16 protein-coding genes are annotated in these 22,971 nt (G+C 55.6%); 5 read left to right on the top strand and 11 right to left on the bottom strand.

What is annotated here, in order from left to right; all coding sequences use genetic code 11:
• The first annotated feature begins 1,511 nt into the window (after window positions 1-1,511).
• Window positions 1,512-2,975, top strand: coding sequence for a ribonuclease G (rng, locus tag OSH09_RS12890; RefSeq protein WP_266121181.1), 1,464 nt, complete (start codon window positions 1,512-1,514; stop codon window positions 2,973-2,975).
• 92 nt (window positions 2,976-3,067) lie between these two features.
• On the opposite strand, the gene OSH09_RS12885 is transcribed toward rng, so the two are convergent.
• From OSH09_RS12885 to msbA, 3 genes are all read right to left on the bottom strand, one after another.
• Complete coding sequence (locus OSH09_RS12885; RefSeq protein ID WP_323178763.1) at window positions 3,068-3,598, bottom strand: AAA family ATPase; 531 nt, start codon at window positions 3,596-3,598, stop codon at window positions 3,068-3,070.
• Between the two features lie 144 nt (window positions 3,599-3,742).
• On the bottom strand, window positions 3,743-4,201 hold the full coding sequence (locus OSH09_RS12880; RefSeq protein ID WP_207873707.1) for a hypothetical protein: 459 nt from the start codon (window positions 4,199-4,201) through the stop codon (window positions 3,743-3,745).
• Window positions 4,202-4,231: 30 nt separating this feature from the next.
• A complete protein-coding gene (gene msbA, locus OSH09_RS12875; RefSeq protein WP_376912235.1) occupies window positions 4,232-6,025 on the bottom strand; it encodes a lipid A export permease/ATP-binding protein MsbA in 1,794 nt (597 codons plus the stop codon).
• 147 nt (window positions 6,026-6,172) lie between these two features.
• Here msbA and OSH09_RS12870 point away from each other — a divergent pair, with 147 nt between their 5' ends.
• From OSH09_RS12870 to OSH09_RS12860, 3 genes are read left to right on the top strand one after another with little or no spacing between them, the layout of a single operon-like run.
• Window positions 6,173-7,078, top strand: coding sequence for a glycosyltransferase family 9 protein (locus OSH09_RS12870; protein WP_266121179.1), 906 nt, complete (start codon window positions 6,173-6,175; stop codon window positions 7,076-7,078).
• Window positions 7,075-7,839 (top strand): YdcF family protein, encoded by a 765-nt coding sequence (locus tag OSH09_RS12865; protein WP_266121178.1) that lies wholly within the window; start codon window positions 7,075-7,077, stop codon window positions 7,837-7,839. Before OSH09_RS12870 ends, OSH09_RS12865 begins: the two co-directional genes overlap by 4 nt.
• Complete coding sequence (locus OSH09_RS12860) at window positions 7,836-8,102, top strand: YkgJ family cysteine cluster protein (protein ID WP_222667408.1); 267 nt, start codon at window positions 7,836-7,838, stop codon at window positions 8,100-8,102. Before OSH09_RS12865 ends, OSH09_RS12860 begins: the two co-directional genes overlap by 4 nt.
• A 64-nt stretch (window positions 8,103-8,166) precedes the next feature.
• On the opposite strand, the gene OSH09_RS12855 is transcribed toward OSH09_RS12860, so the two are convergent.
• From OSH09_RS12855 to hrpA, 8 genes are all read right to left on the bottom strand, one after another.
• Window positions 8,167-9,282: a glycosyltransferase family 4 protein gene (locus tag OSH09_RS12855; RefSeq protein WP_266121177.1), complete on the bottom strand. Its 1,116-nt coding sequence runs from the start codon at window positions 9,280-9,282 to the stop codon at window positions 8,167-8,169.
• Between the two features lie 158 nt (window positions 9,283-9,440).
• Entirely contained in the window at window positions 9,441-10,619 is a 1,179-nt protein-coding gene (locus tag OSH09_RS12850) for a glycosyltransferase family 4 protein (RefSeq protein WP_266121176.1), read from the bottom strand.
• A complete protein-coding gene (locus OSH09_RS12845) occupies window positions 10,616-11,332 on the bottom strand; it encodes a polysaccharide deacetylase family protein (protein ID WP_376912348.1) in 717 nt (238 codons plus the stop codon). The genes OSH09_RS12850 and OSH09_RS12845 overlap by 4 nt, the downstream gene beginning before the upstream one ends.
• Before the next feature lie 33 nt (window positions 11,333-11,365).
• Entirely contained in the window at window positions 11,366-12,172 is an 807-nt protein-coding gene (locus OSH09_RS12840) for a glycosyltransferase family 2 protein (RefSeq protein ID WP_266121175.1), read from the bottom strand.
• On the bottom strand, window positions 12,145-12,987 hold the full coding sequence (locus OSH09_RS12835; RefSeq protein ID WP_266121174.1) for a polysaccharide deacetylase family protein: 843 nt from the start codon (window positions 12,985-12,987) through the stop codon (window positions 12,145-12,147). Before OSH09_RS12835 ends, OSH09_RS12840 begins: the two co-directional genes overlap by 28 nt.
• Window positions 12,984-14,090: a glycosyltransferase family 4 protein gene (locus OSH09_RS12830; RefSeq protein WP_266121173.1), complete on the bottom strand. Its 1,107-nt coding sequence runs from the start codon at window positions 14,088-14,090 to the stop codon at window positions 12,984-12,986. The genes OSH09_RS12835 and OSH09_RS12830 overlap by 4 nt, the downstream gene beginning before the upstream one ends.
• The gene (gene dnaE / locus OSH09_RS12825) at window positions 14,087-17,563 is read right to left on the bottom strand and encodes a DNA polymerase III subunit alpha (protein WP_266121172.1); all 3,477 of its coding nucleotides are present in this window, start codon (window positions 17,561-17,563) and stop codon (window positions 14,087-14,089) included. The genes OSH09_RS12830 and dnaE overlap by 4 nt, the downstream gene beginning before the upstream one ends.
• 157 nt (window positions 17,564-17,720) lie before the next feature.
• On the bottom strand, window positions 17,721-21,512 hold the full coding sequence (hrpA, locus tag OSH09_RS12820; protein ID WP_266121171.1) for an ATP-dependent RNA helicase HrpA: 3,792 nt from the start codon (window positions 21,510-21,512) through the stop codon (window positions 17,721-17,723).
• Window positions 21,513-21,584: 72 nt separating this feature from the next.
• On the opposite strand from hrpA, the gene argA reads away from it, so the two are divergent.
• The gene (gene argA / locus OSH09_RS12815) at window positions 21,585-22,940 is read left to right on the top strand and encodes an amino-acid N-acetyltransferase (RefSeq protein WP_207873694.1); all 1,356 of its coding nucleotides are present in this window, start codon (window positions 21,585-21,587) and stop codon (window positions 22,938-22,940) included.
• The last annotated feature ends 31 nt before the right edge of the window (window positions 22,941-22,971 follow it).

Here is a 22,971-nt window from a genome sequence, read left to right as displayed (position 1 = left end):
AAGGGTTCGACTCGCTCATTCCAAGCGCCCACACTTATCGGCTGTTAATTGTTAAAGAGCAGTGACAGTTGCCTGTCGTTCCACTGACTAACCCGGCTGGCTCGTCGCGCTTGGCGCTTCGTGCCTTGCTGTGTTAGCAGCAGAGAAACGAGATTATGAAGCAGATCAGGCAGTGTGTCAAGCGTTTTTTTGAAGAAGTTAGAAAGCTTTAAAACCGTCTAACTCGTCCCGCTTAACCAGAACTTTCGTTCCGTCCTACCTGGCGAACAATCAACCGTGAGGCCAACCATCCAACTTCACAAACAAGGGTAAATTTTCAAATTCGCTTCAACTATCGAAACCACTTAAAAACTTAACGTTGCGTTCTCTGGAGCAGAACCTAGAACTTTAACACAGAATTTTCTGATTTGTCAAGCTCCGGGTTTTACACCGTGTCAGTTACCTGACTCAGTTATTCAAGCTTCGGTGCGGACCTCTTGGTCAAGGCGGTGAATCTTGGCTAACTGCTCTCTGTAGCGCTTCAGGGAAAACCCTGTGTGTGCTGCAGCGAGAAAAGAACTATAGCACGATGATTTTCAGACTGGCAAGCCTTCTTTGCCCTTTTTCTTAGTATTTGAGGAGCGAAAACCCCGTAAAACGGCGTAGTACATTGATAACTATGAATAATAACTATAAAAATATTTTTTAGATTAATTTTGGATTTTTTCCTCCTGGCAGGAGGCTTCGGCTTTCTACTGAGTAAAGCACGGCCTGAACGATGTTTTCCTGACGGAAATTCGTTAAATCATCCTTCCGTCCTCCGACAATTCACCCCTCTATGTAGATAGGGGGAGCATCCTCCCCTAAAAGGTGTCTCCAGCGATGAGTGGATGGATGGATGGATGGATGGATGGATGGATGGATGGATGGATGGATGGATGGATGGATGGATGGACTGACTAGTTGGTTGGTTGGTTGGTTGGTTGGTTGGTTGGTTGGTTGGTTGGTTGGCAAACAAGATAGCAGCAGCGAACACACAGCATCATCCCCTCCCCCAACAAAGAGCGTCTATATATATAGAGGGAGAGTTGAGTGGCCTCCAAGATCGAGTGTTATGCAGGGCTGTTAGCCGCTCGGGGCTCCGGGACAGAGTGTTGGGGCGAATCAGACGACTTGCCGCAGTCGGAGTCACAATCGGGGATGCAAGCAGTCTGCTGTTTGAGCCCAACGCTTGTGATTGGTCCGGGGACCAATCACTGGGCGAGTTCAGACTGCGCCCCGATTGTGACTCTGACAAGGGGACCGGCGCAACGCGCCGGCAAGTAGTCCGCCCCAACACTCTGTCCCGGAGCCCCGAGCGGCGACCTACATAGACCGGCTGGAACCATAACCGCCCCCACAAGCGGTCTCCTGAACAAAGACAATCAAAGCATTCATCTTCCCTAAACACTCTATATAGTCATAAAGGCATAGCAGCCTCACTGACTTGGCCCTACACTAGCCCGGAACAGATATTCCTGAGCGAAACTACTATGCATGAAGACATCCTGATTAACGTTACTCCCTTTGAAACTCGTGTGGCCCTGGTTGAGCAAGGCGCTGTCCAGGAAATTCATATCGAGCGCAGCATCCAACGTGGCTATGTGGGGAACGTCTATCTGGGAAAGGTGGCACGGGTTCTACCCGGCATGCAAAGTGCCTTTATTGATATTGGCCTGGAGCGCGCCGCCTTTATTCATGTTGCCGACTTGCGGCAAAATCGAGCCGAGCGCAATCAAGGTAGCCCGACTACGCCTATTGAAAAGCTCTTGTTTGAAGGCCAGTCTCTATTAGTGCAAGTCATCAAGGATCCCCTAGGCACGAAAGGCGCGCGCGTCTCCACGCAAATCAGCATTGCAGGACGCATGCTGGTGTATCTGCCCTTTGATCCGCATATCGGTGTGTCTCAGCGTATTGGTTCAGATGCAGACCGGATCGAGCTTCGCGAACGCGTCAGCCGCCTGATGCCCAAAGATGAGAAAGGCGGGTTTATCGTACGCACGCAAGCCGAGTGCGCCAGCGACGAAGAAATCAGTGCTGACCAACAGTATCTGCGCACTTTATGGACACGTATCCAGGAACGTATCCGCGAACAAGGCGCCCCCTCGGTTCTTTACACCGACCTGAGCTTGGCACAACGTGTTTTGCGTGACATGGTCACCCCCAATACGCAGTCCATCATTGTGGACTCGCGCACGGTTGTGCAAGAGATGAAGGAATGGGCGCAAATCTATACACCCTCTGTTCTGGAACGCATCAGTCACCACAAAGGTAGCCGTGCCCTGTTTGATACCGCCCATGTGGACGAAGAAATTAACCGCGCCTTGTCACGCCGGGTCGATTTGAAGTCAGGGGGCTATTTAATTATTGATCAGACAGAAGCCCTGACTACCGTCGATGTGAACACCGGTGGTTTTGTGGGTGGTCGCAATTTTGATGACACAATTTTCAAGACCAATCTGGAAGCCGCCATTGCCCTGGCGCGGCAACTGCGTCTGCGCAATCTGGGCGGCATCATCATTCTGGACTTTATCGATATGGACGACCCCACTCACCGGGAGTCCGTCTTGCAGGAACTGCAAAAAGCCCTGTCCAAAGATCGCACGCGGGTGACGATTAACGGCTTTAGCCAACTAGGTCTGGTTGAGATGACGCGCAAACGCACGCGCGATTCGCTGGCCCACCAATTATGCGAGCCCTGCCCTACCTGCCAGTCGCGTGGATCAGTACGTACGGCCCGCACCGTTTGCTATGAAATTCTGCGTGAGGTCTTGCGTGAGGCCAAGCAGTTCAACCCCAAAGAATTCCGTATTCTGGCTGCCCAGGAAGTGGTGGATCTGTTTCTGGAAGAAGAAAGCCAGCACCTGGCGGTAGCGGGTGACTTTATTGGCAAGCCGATTTCGCTGGAAGTAGACCCGCACTACTCCCAGGAACAGTACGACATTATTTTGCTGTAAACCTTATGGCTGCTCGTGAGATTGGTCAGATGGCCAATCTCACTATCTACCACGCATCCGCTCTATAAAGCCTGCGACACAGGCTAGCGCCTTTACTCCGTAATCTGATGACGGATGATATGAAAACCCTCGGACTCCTGAGGCGCCACAAAATAACGACTGAATAAATCAAATTGCGCTTCGGTGGTTTCAAAGGGGTGTTCACCCCCCGCATTCCTGGCATGAAGACGGGCTTTGCACAGCTCATCCGGCACATCCAGATAATGCAGTTCATGAGCCGCCGCTCCCTGCTCGATCACCTCTCGCGCCCAGGCCCGAGTAGCCAGGGTGTTGGATGGAAAGTCCAGCACGACAGATAGGCCAGCTTGCAGCAAGCCCGCAACATGCGGCGCCATAGCAGCACGCAACTGCGCCGAGCAACGTGCGTAATCTTCCAGCGATTTGATTTGGCCGGGATACAAGCTGGCCAGCCAAAAATCCTCGCTAATCAATACTGTCTTTGATTGCTCGGAGAGTTTCCTGGCAAATGTAGATTTGCCCGCCGCAATCTTGCCGCAAATCAGATAGAGCCTGGCTGTTGTCGTCTCTGTTTGCTGGGGTGTGGGCGTAGAAGCAAAATCCATCATCATCTCGACTAATAAAAAGGGTCCATAAACAATAAACCCGCCTGAAAAGGCGGGTCAAGGTTTACAAGGGGCTGGTTCCAGCAGTCGCGCACTCAAGACTTGCCGACAACAGCGAACCTTCTCCTGTCTGCAACCAAGAACTTATAGCGGCGCAACCGGCACAAAGTCATCTTCAGGCAGCACTTCTTTCGGCGCATCGTCAGGATTACATACGCCCGGCGCGCGGATAGACGTAAAGATTTCCTTGATCACATCTTTCACGTCTGCACGGTAACTGTAGACCTTGGCATCCACCCAGCCTTTTTGCATCAAGGTCAGGTCGATCAGAATGGATTTATCCCAGCCCGCCCCCGGTTCCAGTTCATAGCGCAAGGTGCCATAGCTGGCCTGACGCTCGTCCATCTTGAACACAGCCGCTTTGCCACACGCGGCCTGATGCTTGAACAAGGCCCGCTGAATGCCAACAAAGTCGTCATTAATGCGTCGTTCGGTCTTGAAGTAGCTGGGACGACGCAGATCCTGTTCACGCAACTCCGCATCCTGCTTGGCACATCCTGCCAATACGGCCAGCCCGGCCAGCGCAAGAATGATTTTCTTCATGATGTTCCTTATCGTGCAGCGTCAGGCTGCTTATTCGTTGAACTGAAACTGCATTTGGTAAAAACCGGCATAGACACCGTTACGGGCCAGCAATTCGTCGTGACGGCCTTGCTCAATAATCCGTCCTTCATCCAGCACCAAAATCTGGTCTGCATTTTGTACGGTGGACAGACGATGCGCAATCACCAAAGTGCTACGGCCTTTCATCAAAGTTTCTAGAGACATCTGCACCTGACGTTCGGATTCGTTATCCAGGGCTGAGGTGGCTTCGTCCAGAATCAAAATAGGGGCATTCTTGATCAAGGCTCGGGCAATCGCCAGACGCTGGCGTTGGCCGCCGGACAGGGAGTTGGCGTTTTCGCCCACCATGGTATCCAGTCCCTGGGGCAAGCCTTCCACAAACTCGCGCAGATTAGCCGCCTCCAGTGCATCCCAAATGCGCTCGGGAGGCACATCAGCACCCGCACCGTAAGCGACGTTCTGCCCGATAGTAGCTTCAAACAGCACCACATCCTGGCTGACCAGAGAGATTTGACTACGCAAACTGCGCAAGGTCAGCTCATCCAAAGGAATACCATCTACCCGCACCTGACCGCTGGTCGGAATCAGGAAACGCGGCAGCATATTGGCCAAGGTGGTTTTCCCACTACCCGAACGCCCTACCAAGGCGATGGTCTGGCCGGGTTGCACAGCAAAGCTGACGTCGGACAGAGTGTCGCGATGCGCATTGGGGAAACGGTGACGAACGGCCTCGAACTCAATATGGCCATTTACAGGCTGCTTGAACTCTCGCGTACCGGTATCAGGCTCAGGGTCCTGATCCACCAGCTTGAATACGCTTTCCGCCGCCACCAGCATGCGCTGCATGGTGCCCGTAATATTAGTCAGACGTTTGATGGGATCAAAAATCTGACCCAACGCCGCCATAAAGGCAGCAAAGCTACCAATAGTCAGGGACCCGGTATTGGCCTGGTACAGGGCGACAAAAATAACGCCTGCCACCGCAATAGACACAAACAACTGCGTGATGGGCGACAAAGCCGCATCGGCCGAGGCTGCACGCATGGCAAAACGACGCAGACGCGCGTTTACATACATGAAACGGGTATTTTCACGCTCGTAACCGTCAAACAGCTTGATCACGCGCTGGGCATCAATGGCCTCGCTGACCACACGAGTCAGCTCCGCATTCATGTTGACGGTATCGCGGTTGATGCGGCGCAGGCGGCGCGACACCATCTTGGCGACAAACACCGAAGCAGGCATGACCAGAAACACAATGACGGTCAACTGCCAGGACATGTAGAGCAAGACGCCCAGCAAGGCAATAACCGTCAAGGTCTCGCGCACCACGACAGTGACCACCTCAGTGGCTACTCCGGTCATGGTGCCTGCATCAATAGTGAAGCGGTTCAGCAAGCGACCCGTGTCCCCTTGCTTGAACTCCGAATCGGACAATCCCAGCAAGCGGGAGAACATGTCACCACGTAAAGTCAGCAACATTTTGTTGGCGATCCAGGCAAACAAGTAGGAGCTGCCATAACTGGTGACGCCACGCACGAACATCAGCCCGATCACCGCCAAAGGGATGGACCACATATAGTCTGGATTAGCGCCGGTAAAGCCGCCGTCCAGCAGAGGCTTCATGATCACGGCCAGTACCGGCTGCGTTGCCGACGAGATACTGACCAGGATAAGCGCCACGACCACGACCTTCCAATAAGGCAGCAAACGGCTGTAAATGCGCTTCCAGAGGTCGGATTTGACGGGATCGTGCCCAGCAGGCTTGATTTTGGTTTCTATGGCGTTGGACAACGAGGACACCCTATATACTATCTAATTGTGTTTATTCTAACGCTCATTGCCTGAATCGAGCGTCCCCGCTCTGGTTCGCTCTGTCTAGTTGTCCTGTTCATGTCTGATCCCTCTGCCCTTTATCTACGATTGCCTAATTGGTTAGGCGATGTATGCATGAGCCTGCCGTGTTTACAGGCTCTGCTGGACACTGGTTTACCAGTAGTTGTTTGTGCCCGCCCCTGGGCCCGCGAACTGCTATCGGCCTACCCCTTGCATGGTTTCATCCCCATGACCAGCCATTGGCGTCATGATGCCAGAGCCATACGCCGCTATCGCCGTCAGCATGCTCACCGCAACGCGTACGGCCTCTTGCTGCCCGACTCGCTCAGCAGTGCGCTCAGCTTCAAACTGGCTGGTTTACCCGCCTGCGGTTACCGCGATGATGGCCGTAGCCTTTTATTACGTTGGCCATTAAATAAGCCGCAAAACCAGTTGCATGCGGTGCAATCCTGGTTCTATATTGTTCAACAGGCGCTGGGCCTGTGGAATTTGGGCCCCGTCCCTGAACAAGCCCCGGCCACCCTAGATTTGACGCTAAGCCCCCTGCAACGGCAAGAAGGCGATAACAGCCTGCGGCAAGCCGCCCTGCGCCCCGGCGACTATATTCTGATCGCCCCCACCGCAACTGGACTGCACAAAGGCCGCGTCAAAGTCTGGCCCTATTTCGACCAACTGACCCGCCATCTGCAAGCCCAAGGCAAAACCGTCATTATGTGCCCCCCGCCCAACGAGCATGAGGCTGCCCTGCAAAATGCGCCTAGCGCACGTTGCTTGCCGCCCCTGCCTCTAGGGGCCTTTGCGCGACTTTGCCAACAGGCGCAGTGGGTTATTTGCAATGACTCTGGCGTCTCCCATGTCGCGGCGGCCATCAAGGCCCAGCAGTTGACCCTGTGTGGCGTTACCAATCCGGAAGACACCGGCCCCTGGTCCCCACTGGCCATTTGCCTGGGACGGGACGGCCAATGGCCTACGCTGGAGGAGGTGGTGCAGGTTCTAGAGTCAGAGCGGGAGCACCCATGAATGTTTCGAGCATCCTGACCAGCCTGGTCATTCCGCTGAATTTATTTGCCGCCCTCTTGCTTTTGGCGGTACTACTCTTTATCTTGCGGCTGCGCAAAACGGCGGCCGCCCTGGCACTGGCCGGTTTGCTCTGGACCGGTGCCTGGTCCCTGCCTGCGACCAGCTTGTATGCGGGTGGGTATCTGGAAAGAATGTATCCCTATCAGCCTGCGGACCAAGTGGCGCCGGCCGATGCCATTGTGGTTCTAGGTGGGCACACGGCTCAAAACCGTAGCAACTGGTTCCTGCCGCAAACTGCACAAAAAACCTCGGCACGGGTAGAGCGGGCTGCAGATCTGTATAAAGCAGGTCGTGCACCCTATATCGTCTTGTCCGGAGCCGCTCTGGACGGCGGCGTCAGCGAAGCCAAGGTCATGGCAAACACACTGAACAGCTTGAATGTACCCGCTTCAGCCACGCTGATGGAAAACGACAGCCTGACCACGCAGCAAAATGGTGCATACACCGCACAGCTATTACAAGAAAAACAGGCCAAGCAGGTTTTGCTGGTGACCTCTGCACTGCACATGCCACGCGCCATGGCCATTTTCCGCAAGCAAGGGGTCAATGTGATTGCCGCGGGTGCCGCCCCTCAATTGACCGTGCCAGACAGCCCGGAGTTCTCCATGTGGAAACCCAATCTGATGGCCTTGCAGTCCAGCCGTTCCATCATCAAGGAATATGTGGGGATTCTGGTGTACTGGTCCCGAGGCTGGGCATGATTTGTCGTTCTGAATGTGGGGCCTGCTGCATCGCCCCTTCTATTTCCAGCCCTATTCCTGGCATGCCACACGGTAAACCGGCAGGCGTGCCCTGTATCCAGCTTGATGAACAATTGCGTTGCCGGATTTTTGGCCAGCCAGAACGGCCTGCCTGTTGTTCCGGCCTGCAAGCCTCGCAGGAAATGTGTGGAACAAAGCGGGAAGAGGCCTTGATCTGGCTGGGCGAGCTGGAAGCGCTCACGGCTCCAGCCCTCAAAAATTAGCTATAAAAAAAGCGTTCTGAAATACACTCAGAACGCTTTTTTACCAAAGAGCCAAGTATCTCGCTTATAGCGCCCGTGCCTTCAAATAGGCCTGATAGGTATCAATCGAAAAGCGCTGCGCATCAAAACGATTTTCTGCCCGTTGCCTGGCGCGCTTGCCCACCGTGTGCAAACAGTACTTCTGACACAGCATGTCTCGCACATGCGCCTCAATGGCCGCCACGTCTCCACAAGGCACGACCCAGCCTTCATGCAAATGCTCAATGCTTTCCGGTAGACCACCGGCATTGGAGATCAAGACGGGCAGACCCAAGGCCAAGGATTCGTAGCACGCGTAAGAGGCCGATTCTTTATACGAGAGCACAAAGCCCACATCGCAGGCAGCCAGGACCGAGCGCACATCCTTAACCAGGCCGGGGAAGACAAGCTGTTCAGCGCAGCCCAAAGCCTGCACTTGCTCGCGCACGGCCGCCACGGGCGGATCACCTGCCACTACAATCCGAATGCGCTGCTTGAGCTCCGGCTCCAGTCGGGCCACCGCTTCAACCAGCAGCAACCAGCCTTTTTCCAGATCCGTCCCCCCCACCGAGCCCAGTACCAGGCAGTTCTCTGCCAGCTCGGGGCCAAAAAGCGCCTGACGTGCGGCCTGCTTTTCCTGTGTGGAAACCGGGGAGTAATGCTCCAGATCCAGACCGTGATAAATCCGCTCAACGTTGCAACGCCGATAATCAGAATTAGCCAGTTGGCGGGCTACATAATCACTGACGGCAATACAAAGGTCAGTCCCAAAGCGCGCCCGCAAACGGTTACCTAGGCTATGCAAACGGTTGGTATTGTGTTTGGTCCAGATAATGACGGGGGGATTAGGCAGCGTTTTGCAGGCGATCATGACATGGCGGTGATCGGTACTACCATTGCAATGCACAATGTCGAAAGCTTCGCGCTGCAGGAAGCCACGCAAGTTCCAGATTTCTGACAAGGCCGTCCCGATACGGGCGGTATACAGCCCCGGCAACACTCTTACACCGGGTATCTGCAAAGCTTCACGATACAGTCGGCCCGTTGCCGGTGCCGCCAGAGTGAATTCACACTGATGGGCCAAACCGCGCAACAAACCCAAAATGTAGGTGACATGGCCGCCGCCATTACCATGGTGAATATCAGTGATGAGGACCTTCAAAACTCGCTCCGTCAGCGACTATGAGTGACAGGTAAATACTCAGGCCGAGTATCTACAGGCCACAAAGTGTATCCGCTATTGAGCAAGCTGAACAATGACTGAACAGCAGTTTTGAGAATTTAATACCAGTAACAGAGAAAACAGCCTTACAAACGCCTTTAAGCTTGGCGGCGAAGCAACACTTTCCGATACAGCTCCTGATAGCGAGTCGCCACCGCAGGCCAACTGAACTGGATCAATAATTCACGCGAATTCTCGACCAGATTGCGAGCCATCACCGGATCTTTGCTGATTTTCTCTATGGCCTGAGCCAGCTCTTCTGCATTTTCCGGGTGGGTCAACAACAAGGCGTGATAGCCACCCTGAACGTATTGGGCAAAGCCGCACCAGGGGCTAGGGCTGAGTACAACCGGCAGCCCATAGGACATGGCTTCCAGCGGTGCCATACCGAAGCTATCGTTCAGGGTCGGATGCACATAGATATCCGCCGCACGATAAAAGGGCTCCACATTCGACGTTTCGCCCTGCAAGATCACTCGATCTTGCATATTCAAGGCTTGCAACTGCTGACGCATCTGGTCGCGCAGGCCCGGTTTTCCGCCTACGACCAAAAGGCGGTAATGGGAAGGCAGTTTTGCCAAAGCCTCCAGCACCGTACTCAAGCCTTTGCGCAGTGGATTACGAGCCACCAGCAAGCAAACGACCTGTTCCTTGCTGAAACCTAAAGACTCGCGAACTTTGGCGCGCTCCTCTTCCTGGTGATCAGCTTGCGGCAAGGCAACGCCAGGAGCAATGACGGGATATTCATGCACGCTGCCATAGGCTTGCTGCAACTGCTCAGCAATCAGACCAGAAACCGCCACGACCGCATGAGGGCCCAGGCGCAAGCGCCGCTTTTCCAGACCCAGGTATCCCCAAACCCGAGGGCTGAAGTAGGAACCCAGTTTTTTCAGCAGAGGCAAAGGCCGCACGCGCCAGTTAAAGCGCACGGGAGTGACATGCACCACCTCCACATCCCCGCACCAGCCATTCATGTGCGAATGCACAATGTCAAAACCTTGAGCGGTTGCCTTAGCGGCCTGGCGGGCAAACAAAATACCGCGTATCCAGCCGGGCCAGTGCGACCAATGGCGGATCGGCACATAAGCCAGCTTCAGATCACAGCGGCTGTCGTATTCACGCGCAAATACGGTGATTTCGTGTTTTTCGGCCAGCTCGCGCATCAGCTCCACGCCATAGGCTTCGGCACCACCAAAGCGATTGCCGAAACGGTCGACAACAAAAGCAATGCGCAGGCGCTCGGGAACGGGGGTGTCGTGGGGCTGATCTGAACTCATGAGCGGGAAACCGTTCTGCGCTTGTCTTCCAGGCGTGTGACGCACTTTTGCACGAAGCGCAAAATATTGGTGGAACGCGATACGGTGACGCGCGGCAAATCAAACAAATCGTCGTCCGAGCGCGCTAGACCACGATTGGTGGTGGTGGCATTCAGATACCCGGCCAGCCGCACCTGTTCACGAATCGCTTGATTCTGGTCGCCATAGGGATAGCAAAAAGCGCTGACTTCCACTTGCAGCGCGTCTTGCAGCTCTGCTTTGGATTGCGCGATCTGGTAATGAGCAATTTCCGAGGACACATCCGTCAAATGGACGTGATCCAGCGTATGCGAGCCTGCTTCATGACCGGCATTTACCCAGGCGCGCAGCTCGGGCAAAGACATCAGACCAGAATGTGGCACGCCTTTGGGCTGGTCCCAGAAGTTGGAGCCGTCCAAGTGTCGGGCAACGATGTAATTGGTGGCTGTAAAGCCCAATTCGTCCAATACCGGCATGGCGTTCTGAAAGACGTTGCGGTAGCCATCGTCAAAGCTGATTCCCACAACTTTGCCTTGCTTTTCACCACGCAAATACGGCATCAACTGTGCCATGGACAAGCCACGATAGCCCAAGCGTTTCAGCCAGGTCATCTGGCGTCGGAAATCGGTGGGGTGCACAGTCAAACCGCGATACGGCGAGCCTTTAGGAGCGGGCACCCCGACCTGGTGGTACATAAGAATCGGAATCATAGGCGGCATTATAAGGGGCTAATCTGACTTCTGACGGGTGTAATACCAGAGCTTACTATAACGAAACAGGCTGCCCGAAGCGGCCATACACGCCAGAATGAAACCTTGCGGGCCATCCAGAAAACCGCGTCGAACCAAGTAGTGACGCACAAAGGTCCAACTGGCATGACCGGCAATACCAGGCAGGCTGGTGGTTTTGCCCTTGGCCTGCATTTGGCGCGCCGCATCCGAGGAGTAACGGTTGATTTTGTCGATAAAGACTTCGAGGCTGGCGTAGGGGAAATGCAGAAAATGACCATCCAGAATCAGGATGGGGTGCTCAGTCTGCACGCTTTCATGTACTTTCGCGTCGTTAAAGCGGGCTGTACCGCGCTTGAACAGGCGCAAGACCCGGTCTGGCCACCAACCGCTATGGCGCATCCAGCGGCCAGCAAATTCTGACAGGCGGGCGATCCGGTAGGCTGTCCCGCGTGGCTGGGCCATTTCCTGCTGAATCAACTGAGCCAATTCGGGCGTGACACGTTCATCGGCATCGATGGACAGCACCCAATCACCGGTCGCCTGATCCAGGGCACGGTTCTTCTGAGGACCAAAACCGGGCCAATCCGGGGTAATGCTGACCTGTGCCCCCATGGAACGGGCAATTTCCACGGTATCGTCGGTACTGCCCGAATCCACCACAATGATTTCGTCCGCAAAAGCCACGGACTCCAGGCAAGCACGAATATGCGCCTGCTCGTTCTTGGTAATCAAAATAACGGACAGGCGCTTGCCAGAGCCAGACGCTGCGTTGTGCTCTACTTCTGTCGTTGACGACGACGCCATGCTTTCCACCTATTAAAAATCGGACCGATCACGGGGTGTACCGCTACGTTCAGCCTGCGGCCTACCGATACGCCCGTGGTATCGCGCACGGCAAAACGATAAATATGCAAGGGATCGCTGCCGGGCTGATTAGAGCCAAAGGCGCGTGTCGTATACAGGTAGCGGAAACCCGCTTGCTGCGCGATCTGCACGTAATCAGGATCAAAATAGCCTTGGGGCCAGCACAACTGATCCGAGACCGTGCCCATATTGGCCTTCAGGATCTTGCGCGACTGCTCCAACTCCCAGCGCATCTTGTCATTTTTTTGATCGTGTTGATCGCTTAAATCCCAGCGGGTATGCGTATGGGTATGGCTGTGGAACTCAAACACACCATCGGCCTGCATGGCGTGGATTTCACTCCAACGCAAAATCACCTCATCGCTGCGACCTTGTTCGATACGCGCTTCACATTCGCGGTGCACCGGACATTCAGGTACGTCCTGGCCTTGCCCCAGATAAGGGCGTACCGGACCGTCCTTGATCCAGTCTGTCACCAGAAAGATCACGGCATTGAAACCATATTTTTTCAGCAAAGGGTAGGCATAGACCCAATTGTCCAGGTAGCCATCATCAAAAGTGATCAGTACCGATTTGGGGGGTACGCCCTGCCCTTGCAAATGGCCCACAAACTGCTCGGTGCTCAGGCTGGTCCAGCCGTGCTTTTTCAACCATTGCAAATGCTGCTCGAAATGCTCGGGACTGGCATTGATCATGCCCCCTTCCGGGGTGACATGGTGGTACATCATGACAGGCACAGTGCTGGCCACTTTCATCCCTGAAGCTCCTTTAACCAAGCGTAGTACGCGCCTTCCAGCCGGTCGCCCATGGCAAGCGGGGTAAAGCGCTCGTCGCTACGGCAGAACAAGCGGCCTGCAGCCCCCATTTCCTGACGCAGCTCGGGGCTTTGAATCAATTTTTCCAAAGCGGCACGCCACTGCTGAGGATCGTGCAAATCCGCCAGAAAACCACTGCGGCCTTCCTGCATCATCTCCGGCACACCGCCTACGCGACTGCCCAGCACAGGAATGCCAGCGCTACCGGCTTCAACAAACACAGTGCCCGACGCTTCCATATGGGTCGCCAGAGCAAAAATATCCAGATTGGGCAGAATCGATGGTACATCCGAGCGCGCACCCAATAAATGCACCCTGCCCTGCAAGCCAGACTCAGCAATCAAGGCCTGTAGCTGTTCGTAGCCGGGCGAACCGCCCCCCACCAGCACCAGATGCAGTTGGGGATACTGGGCAAACAAAGGCTGCATGGCAGCGATCAGTTCATGATGGCCTTTTTCACGCCGCAACACAGCGATACAGCCTACCAGCAAGGTATCCGACGCCAAACCCAGCTCGGCACGCAGATCCAGAGCAGGGGCTGAATCAAGCACACTGGGGTCCACACAGGGGTAGACCACCCGCACATGCTCGGGCTTCACTCCGCGCTCAATCAGATGATCACGCACATAGTCGCTGGGCGTAATCACCCGTTTGGGCACGATGGTGTACGACATCAACGAGCCGACTTTCTTGGCCAGATGGCGAGTACGCACAATCAGCGGTGTCCCCGCCAAGCGCCCTGCCACCCCGGCCAGCATGGTGTCCCGGCGGCTATGGCTATTGAGCACATCAAACTTGCCCTGACGCAGAACGCCACGCAATTGACGCACGCCGCGCATATAGTTGGCCGGGCCATCCATCAAGAGGGTGTGGACCACAAAGCCCTCATCACGCAAACGCTCGGTAAGCTGGGCATGAGGCTGGCACGCGGCCTCCACCTGGTGCCCACGCTCACGCAAGATACGCATGGCACGCAGGATGTAATTTTCCTGACCGCCAAAGCTGGTGGCTGCTTCCGAGTGCAAAATGCGCAAGGGCTTCATCGGTAGCTGATCTCCACCTCGTGTGTGGCATCCCAGCCTTCCAACTGCTCCAGCAAGGAATCAGCCAGACGAACACGCCATTGTGGGCCTAGCTGCACCACACATTCGTAATCAGGGCGTTGCAACTGCACCTCTACCGGGACACCGCCCTGCTGCTCGGCGCGATGCGGCGCCAGCAAGGCTTGCAAACGCTGCGCGTCCGCATTGTTATTCAAAGCAATGCTCAAGCAACTGGCACGCGCTTCACGGGCCAACTGCAGATCAAAAATCGAATCGGCATTGATACGCAGACCACCGGTGTAGTCGTCGTTGCTGACCTTGCCCTGAATGATGATCAACTGGTCTTCTTTCAGACGTTGACGGTGTTCTTCAAACAGCTCGTTGAAGATAGCGACTTCCAACTGAGCCGAACCATCGTCCAGCATGGCGTACAACATCTTGCCGCGACGAGTCATGCGCACACGAACGGCCGACAGCACGCCAGCAAACCATTGCGGGCTGCGCGAGGCTTCCAGACGGGCCAGGGGCGTAGGCGCAAAACGACGAACTTCGTCACGCCAGGCATCAAACAAGTGGCCGCTAAAGTAAAAGCCCAGCGCGGTTTTTTCCTGACGCAAACGATCTTGCAGGCTCCAGGGGGCAACTTTAGCCACCTCGCCTTCCACAATGTCGTTGGAGTCGTCAGCAAACAGAGAGGACTGATTGGCACTGCGCTCGGCTTGATCAGCCGCTTCTGTCGCCGCACCAATACTGGCCAGCAAGGCGGCCCGGTTCTCGTCGATAGAATCAAAGGCACCCGCACGCACCAAGGCTTCGATAGTGCGTTTGTTCACCTGATGACGATCCACACGACGGCAGAAGTCAAACAGGCTGGAGTAAGGTCCGCCTTCTTTACGAGCCTGCACAATCGCTTCAACCGCAGCTTGCCCAGTACCTTTGACCGCACCCAAACCAAAACGCATGGTGCGAGGGGGCAAGCCTTTTTCGGTGTAGCTGTCTTGAACAGGCTCAAAACGGTAGTTGGACGCATTGATATCTGGCGGCAAGACTTCCACGCCGTTAGCCAGCGCGTCTTTCCAGAAAATCTGGACCTTGTCGGTATCGTCCATATCGGACAACAAGGTCGCTGCCAGGAACTCGGCCGGATGGTGGGCCTTCAACCAGGCGGTTTGATAGGCAATCAGTGCGTAAGCAGCGGAGTGACTCTTGTTAAAACCGTAACCCGCAAACTTTTCCATCAGGTCAAACAGCTTGACCGCCAATTCGGGATCGTGGCCTTTCTTAACTGCCCCTTCCTCGAACAAGACGCGGTGCTTGGCCATTTCCTCGGGCTTTTTCTTACCCATGGCACGACGCAGCAAGTCGGCGCCACCCAGCGAATAGCCACCAATAATCTGCGAGATCAGCATCACCTGTTCCTGATAGACGATGACCCCGTAGGTACTGCTGAGCGTGCTCTCCAGATCCGGGTGGAAATAATCAACTTCAGCGCGACCGTGTTTCCGGTTCACGAAGTCCACCACCATGCCCGACTCCAGCGGCCCCGGACGATACAGGGCCAGCATGGCGATAATGTCTTCAAAAGTGGAAGGTCGCAGGCTGCGCAGCAGCTCTTTCATCCCGCGCGATTCCAACTGGAACACGGCGGTAGTATTGCCTTCGCACAAAATCTTGTAGGAAGCGTCGTCATCCAACGGCAAAGCCATGATGTCGAAATCACGCTTGTCCGCATTGAACTGGCGTACATAGCGCACGGCCCAGTCCAGAATCGTCAAGTTGCGCAGCCCCAGAAAGTCGAACTTGACCAGGCCAGCGGCCTCCACGTCGTCCTTGTCATATTGCGACACGGCGTTGGCATCGGGGCCCGACTGGGCATACAACGGGCAGAAATCAATCAGCTTGCCGGGCGCAATCAGGACGCCCCCGGCGTGCATGCCCACGCTACGAGTCAGGCCTTCCAGAGGACGGGCCAGGTCGATCAGGGCTTTGACTTCCTCGTCGTTCTCGTAACGCTCACGGAAGGCAGGCTCATCAGCCAGCGCACGTTCCAGCGTCCAGGGATCGGCGGGGTTGAAGGGAATCAGTTTGGACAAGCCGTCGCACAGGCTGTAGGGCAGCTCCAGCACACGGCCTACGTCACGCACCACCGCTTTCGCGCCCAGGGTACCGAAGGTGGCAATCTGGCTCACGGCCTGACGGCCATATTTCTGTTTGACGTAGTCAATCACGCGTTCGCGGTTGTCCTGGCAGAAGTCCACGTCAAAGTCAGGCATGGAAACCCGCTCGGGGTTCAGGAAACGCTCGAACAGCAAGTCATAGCGCAAGGGGTCCAGGTCGGTAATACCCATGCTGTAGGCCACCAGGGAACCCGCACCCGAGCCCCGGCCCGGTCCTACCGGCACACCATTGTGTTTACCCCAGTTGATAAAGTCCGCCACGATCAGGAAGTAGCCGGGGAACCCCATGGAAATGATGGTATTGCACTCCCACATCAAACGCTCTTCGTAGGTGGGGCGCTGTTTCTCGCGCTCTTCTGGGTCGGCGTACAACTGCACCAGACGAGTTTCCAGCCCATCTTTAGCCTGCTGGATCAGGAAGTCACCCAGTGACATACCTTCTGGCGTAGGGAAATCCGGCAGATAAGGTTTGCCCAGTTCCATTTCCAGGTTGCAGCGCTTGGCAATTTCCAGCGTGTTTTCCAGTGCAGAAGGCACATCGGCAAAACGCTGCTGCATGTCGTCCGAGCTAAGAAAATACTGTTCCTGCGTAAAGCGTTTTACGCGCTTGGGGTTAGCCAATTGCTCGCCTTCGGCAATACATACCCGCACTTCATGCGCGCGAAAATCGTCACGCGCAATAAATTGAATCGGGTGCGTGGCCACCACCGGCAAGTCCAGATCAGCCGCCACCCGCATTGCCGCCTGCACGTACAACTCGTCGCCGTCCGCGCCACTGCGTTGCAATTCGATGTAAAAGGCGCCGGGGAACAAGTCCTGCCAGTGGCGGGCACAATCGCGCGCCAACTCCAGATTACCATCAGCCAGGGCCTGACCCACATCGCCCATGCGTCCACCGGACAAGGCAATCAGGCCGCTGCATTCTTTCAGCCAGGCGCGTTGTACTTCCGCACGGCCCTTGTATTGGTTACCCAGCCAGGCGCGGGTCAGAATGTCGCACAGGCTTAAATAGCCCGCTTCGTTTTGCACCAGCAAAAGCAGGCGTGACGGCTTTTCGCGGTCTTCCTCGTTCTGCAGCCAAATATCACAACCCATGATGGCTTTCAGCCCGGCTTTACGCGCCGAGGTATAGAACTTGATCTGTCCAAACAAGTTGCACAAATCCGTCAAAGCCAATGCAGGCTGCCCATAGGCCTGCGCTTTTTTGATCATTTCGGGAATACGGGCGATGCCGTCCACCACGGAGAACTCCGAGTGGGATCGCAAATGGACAAAAGAAGGGGTGGTTTCGCTCATGATGGAATTGTACTTAAGCCAATAGACATTGGTGACCCTGAAGCGATGCTCAGGGTGAATAAGGGCAGGCAATATGTTTCGATTGGTTCACATCTCGCTGAACAACAAACGCACAATCACCCGCCCCCTGCCGACCAATACCAAAATAACAAACAATCTAGCGCTGCAAGGCAGCCCAGGCTTTTTCCAGACGCTTGACCGAGACGGGCATGGGGGTGCGCAGTTCCTGGGCAAACAAGGACACGCGCAACTCCTCCAGCATCCAGCGAAAGTCCCGCAAACCGCTATCGGTCGCACCTTTCAGCGCTGCCACGGCACGCTGGTACTTCATCAGCAGGACTGACATATCCTGCATCAAGCGTTGATCGCGGGCCGGATCAGCACGCAATTTGTCCACCCGAGTTTGTACGGCCTTCAAGTAGCGCGGCATATGCGCCAACTGCGCGTATTCGTTACTTTCCAAAAACAAAGTGGGCATCAGGGCATTCAATTGCTGCTGTATGTCTTTCAAGGCCTCGGGATGTGCCTTGATTTGTGCCAGTTTCTTCTGGGCAGCACTCCACTCATTCAGAATCTGTCCGGCCAGACGCGCCACTTCCTGGGCCACCAGACCCAAGCGACTGCGACCTTCTTGCGCTCGTGCCTCAAACTCGGCCTGGTTTTTCGGCCAAGGCTCCATCATGCAGGACTGCTCCAGGGCCACATCAATAATCTGGTCCCGCAATTGTTCCTGCGTCCCCAGATTGATGTACAGCATGCTGATACGGGTCAGATCCGTAATGTTCTTTTCCAGAAAGCGCACTTGCTCGCGCAGGGCCAAACGGAACAAGCGGCGCAAACCCTGACGGTGCTGGCGCTGGGCCTGGGCCGGGTCGTCAAACACGTCCAGATCACAATGGGTTTTCTTGTCGATCAAGGCCGGATAGCCAATAAAACTGCGGCCTTTGCGCTTGATTTCCATGAGCTCCGGCAGCTCACCAAAGCTCCAGCCAGTCAGTTGCTCGTGATCCAGCACTTGCGCTACTTGCTCGTCGCTGGCGGCCATCTGCTGGAAGGACGCCTGGGCCTGACGGCCATGTTCGGCCTTGAGCTGATCCAGATTACGCCCACCGGACAACATGCGGCCATGCTCATCAATGACCCGGAAGTTCATGAACAAGTGGGTCGCCAGGGTTTCAGGCTTGAAATCGCTGCGTTGGGGCCGTTGCTTGAGCTGTTGCCACATATCCTGGGAAATCGCATCCAGCAGGCTCATGCCCGGATCGGAGGCTTTTTCAAACCAGCGTTGATGAAAGGCGGCAGCGTAATCCGGCAAGGGCACGCAATGACGACGAATCCGCTGCGGCAAGGACTTCAACAAGGCCAGCACCTTTTCCTTCAGCATGCCGGGCACCAGCCATTCGCAACGAGCCGCCTCGATCTGATTCAGGGCAAACAAGGGCACGCTTAAGGTGACGCCATCGCGCACCGAGCCCGGCTCGAAGTGATAATCCAGTGCCATCTTCACGCCCTGCCATTCGACGGAACGCGGGAAGACCTCAGTGGTGATACCGGCTGCGTCGTGCTGCATCAGCTCGTCGCGGTTCAGTTCCAGGCCTTTGGCCTCTTCTTTGGACAAGCCCTTGAACCACTTTTCCAGCGTGGCCGTCTGGTACACATCCTGCGGGATACGCTGATCGTAAAACGCGTAGATCAGTTCCTCGTCCACCAGAATGTCGGGGCGACGCGATTGATGCTCCAGACGTTCAACTGCCTGAATCTGCTGACGGTTATGACGCAGGAAAGGCAGGTTGGACTCAATCTCGCCGGGCACCAGCGCTTGGCGCAAAAACAGCTCGCGAGACTGTGCCGGATCAATACGGCCAAAGTGAATGCGTCGGCCACTGTAAATCAGCAAGCCATACAGCGTGGCACGTTCATTGGCCACTACCTGACCGGCCTTTTTCTCCCAGCGCGGATCGCCCCATGTTTTGCGCAGCAAATGGGCACCGACTTTTTCAATCCATTGCGGCTCGATACGGGCCACACAACGAGCAAACAGGCGCGTGGTTTCCATCAGCTCGCCCGCCAGAATCCAGCGGCCTGCTTTCTTGACCAGTTTGGAACCGGGGTGAATTACAAAGCGCAATTCACGCGTACCTTGATAGATACCGGTTTCTTCGCTCTTGTAGCCAATATTGCCGATCAAGCCCGTCAACAGCGCCAGATGCACTTGCTCGTAGGTCGCCGCCGAAGGATTCGCCACCCAATGCTGTTCCTGCACCAGGCTACGCAATTGAGTATGGACATCACGCCACTCCCGAATCCGCAGGGGTGACAGCAGGGCCTGTTTGACGCTATTGGCAAACTTGCGCTGCGAGCTTTGCTCTTGCCCCAGTTCCTCCAGCCAGTTCCACAGCTTCACATAGGACAGGAACTCGGACTTGTCGTCATTGAAACGAGCGTGGGCCTGGTTGGCCGCTTCCCGCTCGTGCACAGGACGATCGCGTGGGTCTTGCACCGACATGGCCGAGGCCACAATCAGCATTTCCGTCAAACAGTGATGCTCATGGCCCGCCAGAATCATCCGAGCCACGCGCGGGTCGACCGGCAGCTTGGCCAGAGAACGACCCACCTTGGTCAGGCGCTGCTGTTCGTCCAGTGCACCCAGCTCTTGCAGGATTTGATAACCATCGGCAATCGCGCGGCCCGTAGGCGGTTCCACAAAGGGGAAGGTTTCCACATCGTCCAGATGCAGAGCCTTCATGCGCAGAATCACCGAGGCCAGCGAGGAACGCAGAATCTCGGGATCGGTAAAGGGAGGACGGCTCTTGAAGTCCTGCTCGTCATAAAGACGAATACAGATACCGGGGCCAATACGACCGCAACGCCCTGCCCGCTGGCTGGCCGAGGCCTGGCTGATCGCTTCAATACGCAGTTGCTCGACCTTGTTGCGCCAGGAATAGCGCTTGATCCGCGCCAGGCCGCTATCGACCACAAAGCGGATACCCGGCACCGTCAGCGAGGTTTCCGCCACGTTGGTCGCCAGCACGACGCGGCGGGCATTCCCTTTGGGGCGGAAAATACGTTCCTGATCGGCTTGCGACAGGCGCGCAAACAAAGGCAGGATCACGGTATTGATGGGTTTTTCTTTCTCCAGCGCTTCAGTGGCTTCGCGAATTTCGCGCTCTCCGGGCAAAAACACCAGAATATCGCCCATGCCATGCCGCGCACATTCCTGCACCGCATCCACAATGCCCTGCATCAAATCGCGTTCTTCTTCCGAGGCGGAGCGACGCTCTTCGGCATCCACCAAAGAGGGATCCTGAATCGGGCGATACACAATATCGACGGGGTACAGGCGGCCCGAGACTTCAATGACCGGAGCGGCTTTACCCTTATGGGCAAAATGCTGTGCAAAACGGTCGGCATCAATCGTGGCCGAGGTAATGATCAGTTTCAGATCACGACGCCGTGGCAACAGTTGCTTCAAAAAGCCCAGCAAGAAGTCGATGTTCAGACTGCGTTCATGGGCCTCGTCAATAATGATGGTGTCGTAGCGGCTTAACAGGGGATCGCGCTGGGACTCGGCCAGCAAAATCCCGTCCGTCATCAATTTGATGGCCGAACGTGGCCCGGTCTTGTCGTTAAAGCGAATTTGGTACCCTACCCAATCACCAATCTCGGATTGCAGCTCCTGGGCGATACGTTTGGCCACCGAGGTAGCGGCCAGACGACGAGGCTGGGTATGACCAATAATCTTGCCCTGCAGGCCACGGCCCAGCTCCAGACAGATTTTGGGTAATTGAGTGGTTTTGCCCGAGCCGGTTTCACCACACACAATGACCACCTGATGGTCTTTGATTGCCTGCGCAATTTCGGCCCGGCGGGCGCTGACAGGCAGGTCATCAGGGTAGGAAATTGTTGGTAAAGAGTGTGGGTTTTCAGTCAATTCGTCGGACTCGTGCATGAAAGGTAGTTTCTGGTACAGACATCATTATAATTTTGGCTTGAAACCATTTGGACGCAAAGATCCCCCGCAATGAACACAGACATCCCCGACTCGTACAACGCCATCGAACCACCGGATGAATCCCAGGCACAATTTGTGCGATGGTTCAGGGAAGTGGCGCCTTATGTACACGACTTTCGTGGCAAGACGTTCGTAGTGGCCTTTGGGGGCGAGCTCATCAACGATGGACTGCTCTATACCCTGATCCCGGATTTGTCGCTGCTGTCGGCCTTGGGCATCAAGCTGGTGCTGGTGCATGGTTCACGCCCGCAGGTCAATGAGCAACTGCGCCTGAAAGGCGAGACCACACAATTTGGTCGCGGTACCGAGCCCACCAGTGCCGTCGCACTGGAGTGCGCCAAAGAAGCCGCCGGTGAAATTCGCCTGGATATTGAAGCGGCCTTCAGCCAGGGTTTGCCCAACACCCCCATGTCACACGCCCAGATTCGCATTATTTCGGGCAACTTTGTAACCGCGCGTCCGGTCGGTGTCATTGATGGCCTGGACTTCAAGCATTCGGGTTCGGTGCGCAAACTTGATGTGGATGCCATGCGCGTCATCATGAATCAAGGAGCGCTTATTCTACTCTCCCCCTTGGGTTTTTCCCCAACTGGCGAGGCTTTTACCCTGGACATGGAAGATCTGGCCACCAGCACCGCGATTGCGCTGCGTGCGGAAAAACTGATTTTCCTGACGCCTGAACATATTGGCCACTCCAATAATCTGGATATTGATTCGGAACTGGCCCGTGCCGATGCCGATGGCCTGCTGGCCTCGGGCAAGCTGGACGAGGACTGCTCCACCTTCTTGCGCTATGCCTCGCAAGCGGTCAAACGCGGGATTGCCCGTGCGCATCTGGTGCCCTACAAGCAAGACGGCAGCATCTTGCTGGAAATCTTCACCCACGATGGGGTGGGCACCATGGTGGTAGAAGACACCCTGGACGATTTGCGCCCGGCCAATCTGGACGATGTCGGGGCTATTGTGCAGTTGATTGAACCCCTGGAGATCGACGGTACGCTGGTGCCACGCGGCCGCTCTGTCATTGAGCGGGAAGTGGAGCAATTCACGGTTCTGGAGCACGACGGCATTATTTATGGCTGTGTCGCCCTGATTCCCTACGAAGCAGAGAGCATGGCCGAGATGGCCTGTCTTATCGTGCATCCTGAATGGCAAGGCTCGGGCGAAGGCGAAATTTTGCTGCGTCACACCGAAGCCAAAGCCCGTGCGGCGGGTTTCAAGCGTCTGTTTGTCCTGACGACCCGCACCTCGCACTGGTTTATCAAACGTGGTTTTGTACAGGGCGGCGTCTCGGATCTGCCCAAGGGCAAGCAATCGCATTACAACCGTTCGCGCAACAGCATGGTCTTTATTAAAAAGCTGTAAGCCGGTTTGACCCTCCTGCCCCCCTCAGTAC

The sequence above is a fragment of the Alcaligenes parafaecalis genome, assembly GCF_026344135.1.
GTDB lineage: Bacteria > Pseudomonadota > Gammaproteobacteria > Burkholderiales > Burkholderiaceae_B > Alcaligenes > Alcaligenes parafaecalis.
Note: the sequence above shows the minus strand (reverse complement) of the source record. Positions and strands in the feature narration are given on the sequence as shown.